The organism is Rhabdothermincola salaria, from assembly GCF_021246445.1.
GTDB lineage: Bacteria > Actinomycetota > Acidimicrobiia > Acidimicrobiales > Acidimicrobilacustridaceae > Rhabdothermincola_A > Rhabdothermincola_A salaria.
Genome location: NZ_JAJQXW010000001.1, coordinates 874,298 through 888,643 on the forward strand (window position 1 = coordinate 874,298; position 14,346 = coordinate 888,643).

Below are 14,346 nucleotides of genomic sequence, written 5' to 3' on the forward strand. Positions count from 1 at the left end.
TGAGCTCGGGCCGGTCGTGCACGAGCTCACCCGGTTCGGGGTGGCGTCGTGGGCCGACCCGGACCTGGTGCCCCCACCGGCCCGGTTGGTGCGGGGGGCCCTCCTGGCCCTGATGGACCCGGGCGCGCTCGACGCCGAGGGATGGGCCGTCGACATCTCCCTGGGAGAGGGTCGCGAGGTCGGGCTCACGGTGGCCCCCGCCACGCCCGAGCGTCGGGGCCTGCGACGCCTGCGCCTGGCCGAGACCGGCACAGCCGCGGCCGCCGGCACCGTGGACACCACCCTCGGCACGCTTCGCCGGCTCCGCCTGGGGGAGTGCACCGAGGCGGACGCGGTGGCCACCGGGCAGCTGCTGGTCGACCTGCCCGCAACGACACGGGCCCGGGTCGCGAGCCTCCTCGGGTGGAGCTGAACCGTCCCGCCCCGTCGATGCCGCCGCCGGTCGAGACACGTCGTGCCGGTGTCGCTGACGGGCGCGACAATCGGTGAGATGTCCGATCCCACGACCCAGGTCACCGAGGTGCGCACCCGGGCCGACGACCGCGCCGGCCTCGACGAGATGGCGCGCCGTCTGGTCGACTCGGAGCTGGCCGCCTGCGTGCACGTGCGAGGCCCCGAACGCTCCACCTACCGTTGGCAGGGCCGGCTCGTCGTCGACGACGAGTACGAGCTCACCGCCGTCACGACGGCGGACCGGGCGGAAGCGGTGGTGGCGGCGATCACCGAGGCGCACCCCTACGAGCTGCCCTCGGTCCTGCAGTCGTCGGCCACGGCCACGGCGGCCTATGCCACCTGGGTCGACGCCGAGACGCGGTGAGCGGCCCGGCCTCGACGTTCCGGTTCACCGCGAAGGTGTGGGAGCACCACGGCCCCGCCTCGTGGTTCTTCGTCAGCCTCCCGGAGCAGGAGGCCGACGAGATCGAGGCCACCCGTGCCGACGGAGCCCGCGGGTTCGGATCGGTCCGCGTCGCCGTACGGATCGGCGAGACCAGGTGGGAGACGTCGCTCTTCCCCGATTCGAAGCGAGCCACCTACCTGCTGCCGGTGAAGAAGGCGGTGCGCCGCGCCGAGGACCTCGGCGACGGTTCCACCGTGGTCGTCGATCTCGAGGTCCTGGCCTGATCCCCCGCCCGGTCAGCTGGCCGCTCGCAGGAAGGCCTCGTCCGGGCCTTGGGCTTCGACGCGGCGCACACCGAGCACCTCGGAGGTGCGGAAGCTGGCGAGGCGCACGCTCCAGCGATCGATGATGCGGCGGTCCGGATCAGTGCGGAAGAAGGTCGTGAGCTGGCCCTCCTGGGCGTAGGCGTCGGCGCCCTCGATCCGTTCCACCCGGTCGTTCTTCAAGGTGATCTCGTGGCTGACCATGGTCGGGCTCCTTCGTCACGTCGGTCACCCGAACCGTACGAAGCCTTCCGTGTGGGCAACAAGGGGAACAACCCTGTGACTTGCCTGGGGTCACAGGCCCCGGGCCTGTGGAGAGCGGCCCGTGGGGCCCGCCGCTGCGCTGCCTCAGTCCTTCAGGGCGACGGCGTTGGGGGTGACGTTCATCTTCGGTTCGTACGCCGAGGCCTCGACATCACGCGCCTCAGCGGCGTACGCGGCTCGGAGCTGCTGGCGGCACTCGGCGCACGGCCCGTAGAAGCGCAGATCGGCCTCTGCCCCGCAGCGGGGGCACACGACGTGGAGCGGCTCGTCGGAGACGACCAGGTCGGACATGGTCGGATCAGGCCTCGACGGGCCGTTCCTCGATGGCGACGGTCTGCATCACGTCGCCGCGCTTGGTGGCCTGGACGACATCGAGGCCGGAGACCACGTGGCCGAACAGGTTGTACTGCTTGGGCAGTCTGCCCGTCAGGTCGCTCAGGCAGATGAAGAACTGCGACCCGTTGGTGTCCGGTCCGGCGTTGGCCATGGCGAGCGCCCCCTCGCGGTAGTTGCCCTGGACCGGCTCGTCCTCGAACTTGTAGCCGGGACCGCCCCGACCGCTGCCCTCGGGGCACCCACCCTGGATCACGAACCCCGGCTCGACCCGGTGGAACGTGAGGCCGTCATAGAACCCCTGGCGGGCCAGCACCACGAAGTTGTTGACGGTGACGGGCGCCAGACGCGGGTCGAGGTCGGCGACGATCGTCCCTCGTTCGGTGGTGATGCTCACCCGGTAGATCGTGTCGGTGTCGATTTCCATCTCAGGGCGCGAAGGCATGAAGCCATCGTGGCACAGACCCGGTGCGGCATCGGCCCATAGGCTCGGGGGCCGTGGCCCCCGCCCGACCCCTCGCCGATGCCACCCGGCGGATCGCCGTGCTCGACCCGGCGCTGGGCCGCGTCATCGCCGCCCACGGGCCCCGCCGTCTCCCACGCCGCCCGCTCGTCGCCGACCGGTTCGAGACGCTGGCGCACTCGATCACCCACCAGCAACTCGCCGGCCGGGCGGCGGCCACCATCTGGTCCCGGGTTCGAGCCACCGTGCCGGGCCCCTTCACCCCGGAGGCACTGGTGGCCGTCGACCCCGGCGACCTGGCCGCCGCCGGACTGTCCGGCACGAAGCGGGCCGCGGTGGTGGACCTGGCCCACCACGTCCTCGACGGCCGGGTGCGTCTCGAACGGCTCGGGCACCTGGCCGACGCCGAGGTGGTCGACGAGCTCGTCCAGGTACGGGGCATCGGCCCGTGGACGGCGGAGATGTTCTTGATGTTCACCCTGCGCCGTCCCGACGTCTGGCCCGTGGGCGATCTGGGCGTCCGGGCCGGGTGGGCTCGGGCCCACGGGCTCGACGACCTGCCCGACGCGCGGCGACTGGCCGAGCTGGGGGAGCCGTTCCGCCCCCACCGCAGCCTCGTGGCCTGGTACTGCTGGCGGGCGTGCGAACCCGAGCCGGGCTGATCAGCCCCGGGGCGAGCGCTCCGTGCCGCGGGCCGTGGGCCGGGGAACGACGGCGCCGGGTCCTGCGGTCGGGAAGTGGAGGCCCTCGTGGTCCTCGAGACCGGACAGTCCCAGCCAGACGGTCCGGCACACGAGGTCGACGGCGTCGTCGAGCGGCACCTCGGTGCCGTCCAACCACTCCAAGGTGGCCGCTTCGAGCAGGCCGACGAGGGCGCGAGCGAGGATCCGAGCCTGGGGTGACCCGCCCCAGGCCGACCCCATCCGCTCGAAGCGCACCCGGCGGGCGAGCCTGATCTCGGGGTGCGAGAGCGCCTCGGCGCTGCCGATCAGAGCCCACGCCGCCGCGTGGTCGGCGGCGAAGCGCAGGTAGCACTCGGTGACTGCCCGTATCCGCTGCGGCAGCGACCCCGTGCCCTCGAGGGCACGGCTGAGCTCGGCGTCGAGCTGCTCGAAGCTCCGGGAGTAGAGAGCCGCGATCACACCCCCCTTGTCGCCGAAGTAGCTGTAGACCAGGGCCCTCGAGACGCCGGCGGCCTCGGCGACCTCCTCGATGGTGACGGTGGTGACGTCCCTGCCGGCGAACACGACCTCAGCTGCGTCGAGGATGCGCTCGCGTCGGATCGCCGGTTCGAGTCGCGTTCGCGGTGATCGGGCGCCGACCGGGCCTTCGGTGGTGCTCGCCTCGTCGGCCACGGCGTCAGGAGCTCTGCGGCCCGGGTCCACGGGCCGCCGGCTCCGCCACGGGGATCGCCGGGAGCGGGAAGTGGCAGGCCACGTGGTGGCCGGGAGCGAGCTCCTGCATGACCGGCTCGACCTGGGCGCAGATCTCCTCGGCGGACGGGCACCTCGTGCGGAAGCGACAGCCGCTGGGGGGTGCGACGGGGGACGGGAGCTCGCCGCCCAGGGCGGCCTGAGATCCCGGGCGCACTGCGGGGTCCGGCACCGGGATCGAGGCCAGGAGGGCGGCGGTGTAGGGGTGGGCCGGCGTCGCGTAGAGGTCGTCGGGCGCACCGACCTCGCAGAGCTTGCCGAGGTACATCACCGCCACCCGGTCGCTGACGTTCTTCACCACGGCCAGATCGTGGGCGATGAAGACCATCGTCAGGCCGTAGCGCTGCTTCATGTCTTCGAGCAGGTTCAGGATCTGGGCCTGGACCGACACGTCGAGGGCCGACACGGGCTCGTCGCAGATGATCAGCCGAGGGTCGAGCATGAGGGAACGGGCGATGCAGATGCGTTGGCACTGCCCGCCGGAGAACTGGTGCGGGCGCCGGTCGAGCGCCCCCCCGGGGTCGATGCCCACCGCCTCCAGCGTCTCGCGGACCAAGCGGTCCTGCTCGGCGGGTGTGCCCCGCTTCCAGATCTTCAGCGGCTCGCCGACGATCTCGCCGACCTTGCGTCGGGGGTTCAGCGACGAGATCGGGTCCTGGAAGATCATCTGCATCTCGGGTCGGACCTGACGCAGGTCGCGGCCGGTGAGCGCGGTGAGCTCGCGCCCCCGGTAGTGCACCCGACCACTCGTAGGTCGAGGCATCTGCATCAGCGCCCGGCCGGTCGTGGACTTCCCGCAGCCGGACTCGCCGACCAGGCCCAGCGTCTCGCCCTCGGCCACGTCGATGCTGACGTCGGAGACCGCGTTGACCTTCAGACCGGTCCGACCGAGTGGGAACTCGACCACCATGTGCTCGGCGCGCAGGAGGACGTCGGTGGCGGGCCGGAGGTGCGAGGTGCCGCTGCCGGCCATCAGCCGGACCCACCCGGGCCGGGAGCACGGACGCCATCGACCGCGACCTCGGCACCGTCGCGGCGCACGGCCCCCGCGGCGGCGGCGGTGGCCGCGAGCAGCCCGGCCGAGGCCGGATCGCCCCCTGGTCCGGCGAGGGACTCGTTGCGGGCCAGCGCCTCGGTCCCCTCGGGGGTGCCCACCGGGAACCAGCACCGGTACCGGTGGGGGGAACCGTCGACGCCCACCAGCGGTGGCTCCTTCAGCAGGCACTGCGTTTGGACGTAGCGGCAGCGGGGAGCGAAGTTGCACCCCGCGGCGGGCCTGACCAGGTCGGGCGGGCGGCCCGGGATGGCCTCGAGGCGGGTGTGGCTGGGCTGGTCGAGCCGGGGGATCGATCGCATCAGGGCCTCGGTGTACGGCATCTTCATGTCTGCGAAGAGCACGTCGGTGGGGGCGTGCTCCACGACCTTCCCCCCGTACATCACGAGGATCTCGTCGGTCCGCCCCGCCACCACCCCCAGGTCGTGGGTGACCAGGATCATCGCCATGTGGCGGTCCGTCTGCTGAGCCTGCAGGAGGTCCAGGATCTGGGCCTGGACGGTGACGTCGAGCGCGGTCGTCGGTTCGTCTGCGAACAGCAGCCGGGGGCCGCAGGCCAGCGCGATGGCGATGGTGACGCGTTGGCGCATGCCGCCGGAGAGCTGGTGGGGGTACTCGTCGAAGCGCTGAGCCGCTTCGGGGATGCCCACCGACGACAGCAACGAGATGGCCGTCGACCGCGCCTCGCCCTTGTCCATGCGGAGGTGGTGGACGAGCGACTCGGTGATCTGGTGGCCGATCTTCATGACCGGGTTGAGCGAGGTCATCGGATCCTGGAAGACCATGGCCATCTCGGCGCCCCAGACGTCGCGCATCTGCGCCTGGTCGTAGCCGATGATGTCGGTGCCCTCGTAGAGGACGTGTCCGCCTCGCACGGTGTTGCGCGTGGGCAGCAGACCCATGATCGAGCGGGACAGGACGGTCTTGCCGGAGCCGGACTCGCCGACGACCCCCAGGGTCCGACCTCGTTCGAGCGAGAACGTGACCCCGTCGACGGCCCGCACGGTTCCCCGCTCGGTGCGGAAGTGCGTGCGGAGATCGACCACCTCGAGGAGCCGGGTGCTCGGGCCCGCAGGGCGGGCCTGGGGCGTGGTGGCGAGGACCTTGCGGCTCACAGCGCCCCTTCCTTGATGTCGAAGTACTCGCGGAGCCGGTCGCCGGCCAGGTTCAGCGAGAGCACCGTCAGGAACATCACCGTCGCCGGGATCATGCTCATGTAGGGGTGGTCGGCCAGCTGCGACCGTCCGTCGTTGATCATCCCACCCCACGTGGGTTGTGGTGGCGCCACCGACAGGCCCAGGAACGCCAGGCCCCCTTCGGCCACGATGGCCACCGCCACCCCGATGATCCCGAACGACACCACCGGCAACATCACGTTGGGGAGGATCTCCTTGACGACGATCCTCAGGTTGGAGGCTCCGAGCGAGCGTGATGCGGTCACGAACTCGCGCTGGGAGTAGACGAGCGTGGCGGCGCGGACGAGTCGGGCGACCGGGGCGATGGAGATGATCCCGATGGCCAGCACCACGCTGGGGATGCTGCGATCCTCGCGGAAGCTCACGATCGCCAGGGCCAGGAGGAGGGCGGGAAAGGCCAACAAGACGTCGACCATGCCCATGAGCACGCTCTCCGTGCGCTTCTTGACGTAGCCCGCGATCACGCCCATGGTCCCGCCGATGACGAGCCCCAGCACGATCGAGGCGAAGCCCACGATCAAGGAGACCCGCGCCCCCCAGACCACACGGCTGAAGATGTCGCGGCCCAACATGTCGGTGCCGAACCAGTGCTCGGCGCTCGGCGCCAGACGGGGCCGCCCCGTCGGCACGCGGTAGTCGTCGAGGGGGAGGATCGGGGCGAGCACGGCGACCAGCACGACCGCGACGAACCATCCGCCGGCGAGCCAGAACCCGAACCCGAGGCGCTTGCCGGCGAGGGCTCCCTCGACCTGGTCTGGGTCGAGGTCGTGGAGCAGTTCGAGGACGCGGGCGTCGCCGTCGGCGATCTCCGAGATCTGGGTGGCCATGCTGTCCGAGCCGGCGAAGATGGCATCGCCGCTCGGTTCCGGCATCACCCCGTGGTGGTCATGCGAGGGCGCGGGCATGGCGGATCCTGGGATCGAGGACGGCGTAGAACATGTCGACGGCGAAGTTGATCAGCACATAGCCGGTGGCGATGACGACGACCGCACCCTGGACCGGGATGTAGTCCTGCCCGAGGATGCCGTCGACGGTGTACTTTCCGAGCCCGTTGAGGGCGAAGATGACCTCGACGATGAGGGTGCCGCCGATCAGGCGCCCGAAGTTGAGGCCGATGACCGTCACCAGCGAGAAGGTCGACGGCCGGAAGGCGTGGCGCAGCAGCACCCGGCGCGAGGGCATCCCCTTGGCCTTGGCCATGGTGATGTAGTCCTCCTGCAGCGTGGCGATCAGGTCGGTGCGCAAGAGCCTCATGTAGACGGCCATCTCGGCCACGGCCAGCGTGAGCGCCGGGAGGAAGAAGCTGCGCAGGTTCTCCAGCGGGTTCTCGGTGAAGGGCGTGTAGCCCACGGCCGGGAACCACTGGAGACGCACCGCGAAGACCAGGATGAGCACGAGGGCGAGCATGAAGTTCGGCACCGACAAGAGTGCGAAGAGGGCGCTGGTGGACAGCCGGTCGAAGAGGCCGCCCGATCGTTGGGCGGCGAGCAGGCCCATGGGCACGGCGACGACCAGGGCGAGGAACTGGGAGTAGACCAACAGCTCGATGGTGACGGGGAGGCGCTGCGTGATGGCTTCCCAGACCGGCTGTTGGTTGCGGGCCGACGTCCCGAGATCGCCGGTGAGGGCGTTGCCGAGCCATTCCGCGTAGCGAACCGGGATGGGCTTGTCGAGCCCGAGCTCCTCTCGCTTCTGCACGACGCACTCGTCGCCCCCCGCGCCGGCGCACAGGCGTTCGGCGGTGTCGCCGGGGAGCAGGTTGAGCATCAGGAACGACAAGAACGTCACGGCCAACAGCACCACGACGAGTTGGATCAGCTTCTTGCGGACGAACCTCATGCGGGGCCTTCCCGGCCCGGGCGGTCAGGCGGGGTGCCGGCCGCCCCCCGACAGCCGGCACCCCGCGACAGAGGAGGGGTCGACCGCCCCCCGACGGTCGACCCCTCCGTGACGGTGGCGAGCCAGCTGATCGGCCGGACCGCGTGGCGGTGGGTTCGGGCGCCGAGGGCATCGGTCTCGCTGCGTTGCACGCGCCCAGCCTGGCTCACCTGGTTCCCCCGGTCCACGAGCGCCGCTGCGCAGGCCCGCCCCTTCCATCCTGTGGCGTTCGTCACAGGACGAGCCAGCATGCCCTCCTACTTGCGGAGTGTCAACAACGGTGGGCGGCCTGGTCGCGGCGGCTCACGGGGTCGCGACGACCGGCGGCCCGACCACGACGGGGCCCGCCGCCGGGTCCGGCAGCTCGGCCGGCGGCTCGGCCGGGGGATCCAGCAGCCAACTGAGGTCGGGGAGCGGGGGGATGAGCTGGTCGGCTCGTGCCGCGTAGTCGAAGGCCGTCCGCACCACCAGGTCGGCGTAGGCCCCCGACGCGTTGTAGGCGAGCGCCGCCTGGCGCAGCACCGGGGCCTGATCGAGCCCGCTGCCGGCGGCCCCACAGAGCAGTCCCGCGGCGGAGAGGGCGGCGTCGTAGACGTTGTGCGGGTCGGCCCGCCCGTCCCCGTCGGCGTCGCGACCCTGGGTCCGCCAGGTGCCCGGGATGAACTGCATCGGCCCGACCGCCCGGTCCCACACCGGGTCGCCGTCGAGCAGCCCACCGTCGGAGTCGGTGATCACCGCCGTGTCGTTGGTGCCGTCGAGGGGGATGCCGATGATCTGGCGCAGCGTGACCCCGTCCGGGCCCGGCCTCGTCCCGAGGTAGGTCGCATGGCGGGTCTCGACCTTGCCGATTCCGGCGAGACCCCACCACTGCAGCCCGCACTCGGGACGCTCGGCCGAGATGCGTTCGGCGGCCTTCACGTAGGCGTCGAGCACGACCAGGGGGATGTCGCTGCCCGCCACGTCGGCCCCGATGCGCCAGTCGGCGAGCGCCTGGCGACTGCGAGCCAGGTCCGACCCGGCGGCGTCCAGCGCGGCGGACTGCTCGGCGCGTCGCGCCTCGAGCCCCGCGATCGCCGGGCCCAGGGCGTCGAGCGCCGCCGTCGACTCCTCGATCACGACGCGGGAGCGATCGACGACGGCGACGGTCGCCCGCAGGTCGGCCTGTTGGCCCGTGCTCACGGTGTTCACCAGCGCCTGTTGGCGCATCTCGGCGTTGACCCGCTCGAGATCGATCCCGTCCGGAGGCGCCGAGTTGCCCCGCGTGTAGCTGTGCACGGCCAGCTGCCGCAGGCGCGCCCGCACCGAGGCCGCTCGCTCGGTCGCGACGGCGTGCTCGTCGCGGGCCGCCGCCAGAGTCTGCTCCAGGTCGCCTCGGCGGGTCGTCGCGTCGACGAGGGCCGCATCGGTCTCGGCCAGGGCGGTGCGCGCCTCGCCCACCCGGGCCTCGGCCCCGCGAACTGCGCCCACCACCGACTGCCGGCCGGAGCCGCTGACCTCCACCCCGGCCAGCGAGGGGTGCAGGCGGGGGTCGTCGACCACGACCGCCTCCTGGGCGCCGGACACCGCCAGCAGCGATGGGGCGACCACCGTGAGGGACAGGGCCACGGAGAGCCCGGCGCCGATCTGTCGGGCGCGAGCGCGCCGCCTCCGAGGGGGCTGGGAGGACACGATCACCCGCCCAGCCTCACCCCGGTCCGAGGCCGTGGCAAGGGTCGCGACGCGTCGCAGGGCAGGTCGACGCCGAGGGTTCACTCCTACGTCATCGGCACGTTGGCCCCGAAACTTTCGGTGCGGGCCGAGCGCTGACGCCCCATCGGGATCGCCGCACGCGCCACCATGGCCCCATGGACGTCGCCCCGGCACTCCCCGGCCCTGCTCGCTCGGCGCTGCACGACGTCCTCGGGCCCGACGGCCTGGTCCTCGACCCCGACGTCGTGGGGGCCCACAGCACCGACTGGACCGGACGCTTCCGTGGCCGGGCGCCGGCGCTGCTGAGGCCCGCCGACACCGCCGAAGTCGCCGCCGTCGTCGCGATCTGCCGTGACCACGGCCTGCCTCTGGTGCCCCAGGGTGGCAACACCGGGCTGGTGGGTGGCTCGGTGCCCCTCCGTGGCGAGCTCGTGCTCTCCCTACGCCGGCTCGACACGGTCGGGGCCGTCGACACCTTGGCCGCGCAGGTCACCGTCGGCGCCGGTGCCACCCTCGCCGCAGTCCAGCAGGCGGCGGGTCGTCACGACCTGCGCCTCGCCGTGGATCTGGCGGCCCGCGACTCGGCGACCGTCGGGGGCATGGTCGCCACCAACGCCGGGGGCCTTCACGTCGTGCGCCACGGGGCGATGCGTCGCCACGTCGTGGGCCACGAGGCCGTCCTGGGCAACGCCGGGATCGTGCGCCACCTCGCCGGGCTGACCAAGGACAACACCGGCTACGACCTCGGGCAGCTGCTCTGCGGCAGCGAAGGCACGCTGGCGGTGCTCACCGCCGTGCGCCTGGCCCTGGTACCCGTCGACACCCACCACGTCGTCGCCCTCTGCGGCTTCGAGCAGGTCGGCGACGCCGTCGAGGCCGTGGGGAGGTGGCGCCGCCAGCTCCCGGACCTCAACGCAGCCGAACTCATGAGCGACGACGGCGTGAAGCTCGTGGCCGCTCGGTCGGGGAGGAGCCTCCCGCTCGCCGGCGACCCCCGCTGGTACGTGCTCGTCGAGGCGGCCGGTCGCCACGACCCCACCGACGAGCTGGCCGAGCTGGTCGGGTCCGCCCCCGGCGTCGGCGACGTGGCGGTCGCCCTCGACGGGCCACGACGAGCCGAGCTGTGGGCGCTCCGCGAGGAGCACACGACGGCCATCAACACACTCGGTCCGCCCCACAAGCTGGACGTGACCCTTCCCGCCGACCGCCTCGCCGAGTTCTGCGGTGAGGTCCGTTCCGTGGTGGCGGCCCTCGACCCCCGCGCCCAGGTGTGGCTCTTCGGCCACCTCGGTGACGGCAACGTGCACGTGAACGTGACCGGCGTCGATCCCCACGACGAGCGCGTCGACGACGCCGTGCTGAACCTGGTGGCCCGCCACGACGGGTCCATCAGCGCCGAGCACGGCATCGGCACCGCCAAGCGGCGATGGCTCCACCTGAGCCGGTCGACCGCCGAGCTCTCCGCCTTCCGGGCCATCCGCACCGCGCTCGACCCCGCCGGCATCCTCAACCCCAACGTGTTGTGCTGAGGCGATGCGGGCCGGCCTCGCCCGCGTGACCCCTCAGGGCCACTGCCCCCGTGCCACCAGCACGTCCTTCAGCACGCGAGGGCGATCGGTCATGATGCCGTCGACGCCGAGGTCGAGGAGGCGCTCCATCTCGACGGCGTCGTCGATCGTCCAGACGTGCACCGCCACCCCGAGCTGGTGGGCCCGGCGCACGAAGCGCTCGTCGACGATGGGGATCGGTCCCTGGTGGGTGGGGACCTGGGCGCAGTCCTCGGTGGGGCGGTACGGCAGCCCGTAGCCGGCGGCCCGGAGCCGGGCGATGGCCGCCGGCCCCATGCCGGTGCACAGGGAAGGCCCGAGCATGGCCCGCAGCCGGGCGATCCTCCGGTCGGAGAAGGCTCCGATGCAGACCCGCTCGACCGACCCGGACCGTTGGAGCACCTCGGCGAGCGGCTCGACCACGGAATCGTGCTTCGGATCGATGTTCACGAAGAGCTCCGGCCAGGACAGCAGCACTTCATCGAGGCGGGGGACCACCTCGGTCCCGCCCACCCGGGCCCGGCGCACGTCGGCGTAGGGGAGCTCCCGGATGAGCCCCGAGCGGTCCGTCACCCGGTCGAGGCGCTCGTCGTGGAAGGCCACGACCACACCGTCGGCGGTCACGTGGACATCGGTCTCCACGTGGCGGTAGCCGAGCTCCACCGCCGCGGCGAAGGCGGGCATCGTGTTCTCGGGCCAGTCGCCCGCCCCGCCGCGATGGGCGATCGCCAGCGGACCGGGATGGTCGAGGAAGGCAGGACGTGTGCGACCGGTCTCACCCATGGCGGGCACGGTAGTGGCGGTACCCTCGGCGCGGTGGAGGCCACCGAGCGCTTCGCCGAGCTCATGGCAACACCCGAGGCTGCGGTGCACCCCGACGAGGTGGCCCTGCTCATCGCCGCCCATGCCCGGCCCGCCCTCGACCTGGTCGAGGAGACCGTCCGGCTCGACCGACTCGCCGATGGTGTCCGTGTCCCGACCCTCGACGGGTTGAGAGCCCGCCTGTTCGACGACCTCGGGTTCCGGGGGAACCGCAGCGACTACCACGACCCCGACAACTCCTACCTCGACCAGGTGGTGCGGCGTCGCCTGGGCCTGCCGATCAGCCTGGCCGTGCTGACCATCGGGGTCGGCCGTCGCGTGGGCGTGCCCCTGGTGGGCGTCGGGATGCCCGGCCACTTCCTCGTGGGCGACCGCGTCGACCACGACGTCTACCTCGACCCCTTCCACGGCGGCAACGTGCTCGACGCCGCGGGCTGCGAGCGCATCTTCCGCTCCTTGCAGGGACCCGACGCCGCCTTCCACCCGTCCTACCTGCAGCCCGTCGGCGCCCATGCCATCGCGGCGCGCATGCTGGCGAACCTGCGCGCCGTCTACACCGCCCGCCGTACCCCTTCGGCGCTGGCCTGGGTGCTGCGCCTGCGCACCTTCGTGCCCGGGGTGCCGCCTGCGGAGCGAGCCGAGCTGGCCGAGGTGCTCGCCGCCACCGGGGGCTTCGCCGCCGCCGCCGACGAGCTCGAGCACCTGGCTCGCAGCACCGCCGGCCCGAGAGCCGCAGAGCACGCGCAGGCGGCCGTCCGCCTGCGATCCCGGCTCAACTGACGCCACGGCCACCCGCGGCTGGTGGAGTTCACCAGCCCGTCACGCCAACCCTGATCCGGGCACCCACCCCGGCCGGTAGCGTTCGGGGCATGCCCCGCCGCACGAAGATCATCGCCACCATCGGTCCCGCCTCCGACGACGAGAAGACCCTGCGCGGCATGATCGATGCGGGCATGGACATCGCCCGCATCGGCTTGGCCCACGAGACCCTCGAGCTGGCCCTCGATCGCTACCACCGCATCCGCAAGGTCGCCGAGGAGTCCGGCAAGCCGATCGGCATCCTCGCCGACCTGCCCGGGCCCAAGGTCCGCGCCGGGCGCATGCCCAGCGAGGGCCTCCACCTCACCGACGGCATGGTCGTGTCGCTCACCCCGGGGCGCAGCGACAGCACCCCCGAGGTCATCCAGGTCGACTACGACGAGCTGCTCACCGACATCCACGACGGAGACCTGCTCACCTTCGGCGACGGCGCCGTGCAGGCCCAGTGCCTCGGACGCAAGGGCGACCTCCTCGAGGTGCGCATCATCCACGGCGGCCTCGTCAAGGGGCGTCCCGGCATCCACATCCCCTCGGACCGCCTCCGCATCCCCACCCCGACCCCCGAGGACTTCCGGTTGGCCGATGCGTTCGTCGACGCCGGCGTGGACATGTTGGCCCTGTCGTTCGTCCGCTCAGCCCACGACGTGCGCCGCATCGGCACCGAGCCCTACCCGCGGGGTCCGCTCGTGGTGGCCAAGATCGAGACCCGGGCGGCGGTGGAGAACCTCGATTCCATCATCGAGGCATCCGGGGCGGTCATGGTCGCCCGTGGCGACCTCGGCTCGGAGTTCCCGATCGAGGAGCTGCCCCACCTCCAGAAGGAGATCATCCGCCGCTGCATCACGGTCGGCCGCCCGGTCATCACGGCCACGCAGATGCTGGAGTCGATGGTGCAGGCCCCCAGCCCGACACGAGCCGAGGCCTCCGACGTGGCCAACGCCGTCTTCGACGGCTCGTCGACGCTCATGCTCTCCGGCGAGACCGCCATCGGTGTCGACCCCATCCACGTGGTGGGCATGATGTCGCGCATCGCCGCCCGAGCCGACGAGGAGTTCGACTACCCCGGCTGGTCCCAGGGGCTCGCCGAACTGCACCTCGACCCCACCGACGTGGTCGAGGACTCGATCACCGACGCCATGACCTCGGCGGCCCACCGGGCGGCCAACGGGGTGGGGGCCAAGGCCATCATCTGCCTGTCGCGCAGCGGGTTCACCGTGCGCTCCATCGCCCGGTTCCGACCCCAGGCGAAGATCCTCGGGTTCTCCACCGACCCTCGCACGGTGAACCAGCTCTCGATGAGCTGGGGCACCAAGCCCTACCACCTCGAGGGCGGTCTGCTCACCGAGGAGCTCGTGCCCGAGGCCATCGACCACGCTGTCGCCGAGGGCGACGTGCACTCGGGCGACGTGGTCGTGGTCCTCGCCGGCTCGGGCATCCACAAGGGCCGCGTCACCGACACGGTCAGGATCGTGCGCATCCCCTGACCGTCGCAGCCCTGCCGGCAGTCACCGGGGCTCCCCGGTGCCTCAGGCGGCGTCGGCCGTCCTCGCCGCGGACGCCGGGAGGACGGCTGCGGAGCGCAACACGAAGGTGACCCCTCCGGCGAACGCAGAGGTCCCGGCGATCAGGACCAGGGTCCTTTCACCTGGTCGTCGCCCGCAGGCCGAGGTCTGGTCACCGACCGCTC

At 72.1% G+C, this 14,346-nt stretch carries 17 protein-coding genes; 7 read left to right on the plus strand and 10 right to left on the minus strand.

The genetic code is table 11. The annotated features are described in order from the left end of the window. Window positions 1–16 precede the first annotated feature (16 nt). From LUW87_RS03990 to LUW87_RS04000, 3 genes are all read left to right on the plus strand, one after another. Window positions 17–412, plus strand: coding sequence for a hypothetical protein (locus LUW87_RS03990; protein WP_232669781.1), 396 nt, complete (start codon window positions 17–19; stop codon window positions 410–412). Window positions 413–490: 78 nt separating this feature from the next. Next, on the plus strand, window positions 491–817 hold the full coding sequence (cutA, locus tag LUW87_RS03995; RefSeq protein ID WP_232669782.1) for a divalent-cation tolerance protein CutA: 327 nt from the start codon (window positions 491–493) through the stop codon (window positions 815–817). Next, window positions 814–1,122 carry a DUF1905 domain-containing protein gene (locus tag LUW87_RS04000; RefSeq protein WP_232669783.1) on the plus strand — a complete coding sequence of 103 codons (309 nt, stop codon included), beginning with the start codon at window positions 814–816 and terminating at the stop codon, window positions 1,120–1,122. Before cutA ends, LUW87_RS04000 begins: the two co-directional genes overlap by 4 nt. Before the next feature lie 12 nt (window positions 1,123–1,134). Here LUW87_RS04000 and LUW87_RS04005 read toward each other — a convergent pair whose 3' ends face one another. The 3 genes from LUW87_RS04005 to LUW87_RS18630 all read right to left on the minus strand — a co-directional run bounded on the left by LUW87_RS04005 (window position 1,135) and on the right by LUW87_RS18630 (window position 2,203). Next, the gene (locus LUW87_RS04005) at window positions 1,135–1,365 is read right to left on the minus strand and encodes a hypothetical protein (protein WP_232669784.1); all 231 of its coding nucleotides are present in this window, start codon (window positions 1,363–1,365) and stop codon (window positions 1,135–1,137) included. A 144-nt stretch (window positions 1,366–1,509) separates the two neighbouring features. Further along, window positions 1,510–1,716 (minus strand): hypothetical protein, encoded by a 207-nt coding sequence (locus LUW87_RS04010; RefSeq protein ID WP_232669785.1) that lies wholly within the window; start codon window positions 1,714–1,716, stop codon window positions 1,510–1,512. A gap of 7 nt (window positions 1,717–1,723) precedes the next feature. Next, window positions 1,724–2,203 (minus strand): peptidylprolyl isomerase, encoded by a 480-nt coding sequence (locus tag LUW87_RS18630; protein ID WP_346742393.1) that lies wholly within the window; start codon window positions 2,201–2,203, stop codon window positions 1,724–1,726. A 53-nt stretch (window positions 2,204–2,256) separates the two neighbouring features. Between LUW87_RS18630 and LUW87_RS04020 the strand changes: the two genes are divergently transcribed. Beyond that, a complete protein-coding gene (locus tag LUW87_RS04020; protein WP_232669786.1) occupies window positions 2,257–2,883 on the plus strand; it encodes a DNA-3-methyladenine glycosylase family protein in 627 nt (208 codons plus the stop codon). Here the strand turns inward: LUW87_RS04020 and LUW87_RS04025 are convergent, their stop codons facing one another. The 6 genes from LUW87_RS04025 to LUW87_RS19055 all read right to left on the minus strand — a co-directional run bounded on the left by LUW87_RS04025 (window position 2,884) and on the right by LUW87_RS19055 (window position 9,456). Continuing rightward, window positions 2,884–3,576: a TetR/AcrR family transcriptional regulator gene (locus LUW87_RS04025; RefSeq protein ID WP_232669787.1), complete on the minus strand. Its 693-nt coding sequence runs from the start codon at window positions 3,574–3,576 to the stop codon at window positions 2,884–2,886. A gap of 4 nt (window positions 3,577–3,580) precedes the next feature. Further along, window positions 3,581–4,627 (minus strand): ABC transporter ATP-binding protein, encoded by a 1,047-nt coding sequence (locus tag LUW87_RS04030; RefSeq protein WP_232669788.1) that lies wholly within the window; start codon window positions 4,625–4,627, stop codon window positions 3,581–3,583. Further along, entirely contained in the window at window positions 4,627–5,823 is a 1,197-nt protein-coding gene (locus LUW87_RS19050; RefSeq protein ID WP_232669789.1) for an ABC transporter ATP-binding protein, read from the minus strand. The genes LUW87_RS04030 and LUW87_RS19050 overlap by 1 nt, the downstream gene beginning before the upstream one ends. Next, window positions 5,820–6,809 (minus strand): ABC transporter permease, encoded by a 990-nt coding sequence (locus LUW87_RS04040; RefSeq protein ID WP_232669790.1) that lies wholly within the window; start codon window positions 6,807–6,809, stop codon window positions 5,820–5,822. The genes LUW87_RS19050 and LUW87_RS04040 overlap by 4 nt, the downstream gene beginning before the upstream one ends. Further along, a complete protein-coding gene (locus LUW87_RS04045) occupies window positions 6,790–7,743 on the minus strand; it encodes an ABC transporter permease (protein WP_232669791.1) in 954 nt (317 codons plus the stop codon). The genes LUW87_RS04040 and LUW87_RS04045 overlap by 20 nt, the downstream gene beginning before the upstream one ends. 342 nt (window positions 7,744–8,085) lie before the next feature. Continuing rightward, window positions 8,086–9,456: a lytic transglycosylase domain-containing protein gene (locus LUW87_RS19055; protein ID WP_232669792.1), complete on the minus strand. Its 1,371-nt coding sequence runs from the start codon at window positions 9,454–9,456 to the stop codon at window positions 8,086–8,088. Between the two features lie 170 nt (window positions 9,457–9,626). On the opposite strand from LUW87_RS19055, the gene LUW87_RS04055 reads away from it, so the two are divergent. Continuing rightward, entirely contained in the window at window positions 9,627–11,000 is a 1,374-nt protein-coding gene (locus LUW87_RS04055) for an FAD-binding oxidoreductase (RefSeq protein WP_232669793.1), read from the plus strand. A 33-nt stretch (window positions 11,001–11,033) separates the two neighbouring features. On the opposite strand, the gene LUW87_RS04060 is transcribed toward LUW87_RS04055, so the two are convergent. Continuing rightward, a complete protein-coding gene (locus LUW87_RS04060) occupies window positions 11,034–11,801 on the minus strand; it encodes a glycerophosphodiester phosphodiesterase family protein (protein ID WP_232669794.1) in 768 nt (255 codons plus the stop codon). Window positions 11,802–11,834: 33 nt separating this feature from the next. Between LUW87_RS04060 and LUW87_RS04065 the strand changes: the two genes are divergently transcribed. Both LUW87_RS04065 and pyk read left to right on the plus strand, forming a co-directional pair. Next, window positions 11,835–12,620, plus strand: a complete 786-nt coding sequence (locus tag LUW87_RS04065; RefSeq protein WP_232669795.1) for a SirB1 family protein — start codon at window positions 11,835–11,837, stop codon at window positions 12,618–12,620. Window positions 12,621–12,709: 89 nt separating this feature from the next. Further along, entirely contained in the window at window positions 12,710–14,143 is a 1,434-nt protein-coding gene (gene pyk / locus LUW87_RS04070) for a pyruvate kinase (protein WP_232669796.1), read from the plus strand. The last annotated feature ends 203 nt before the right edge of the window (window positions 14,144–14,346 follow it).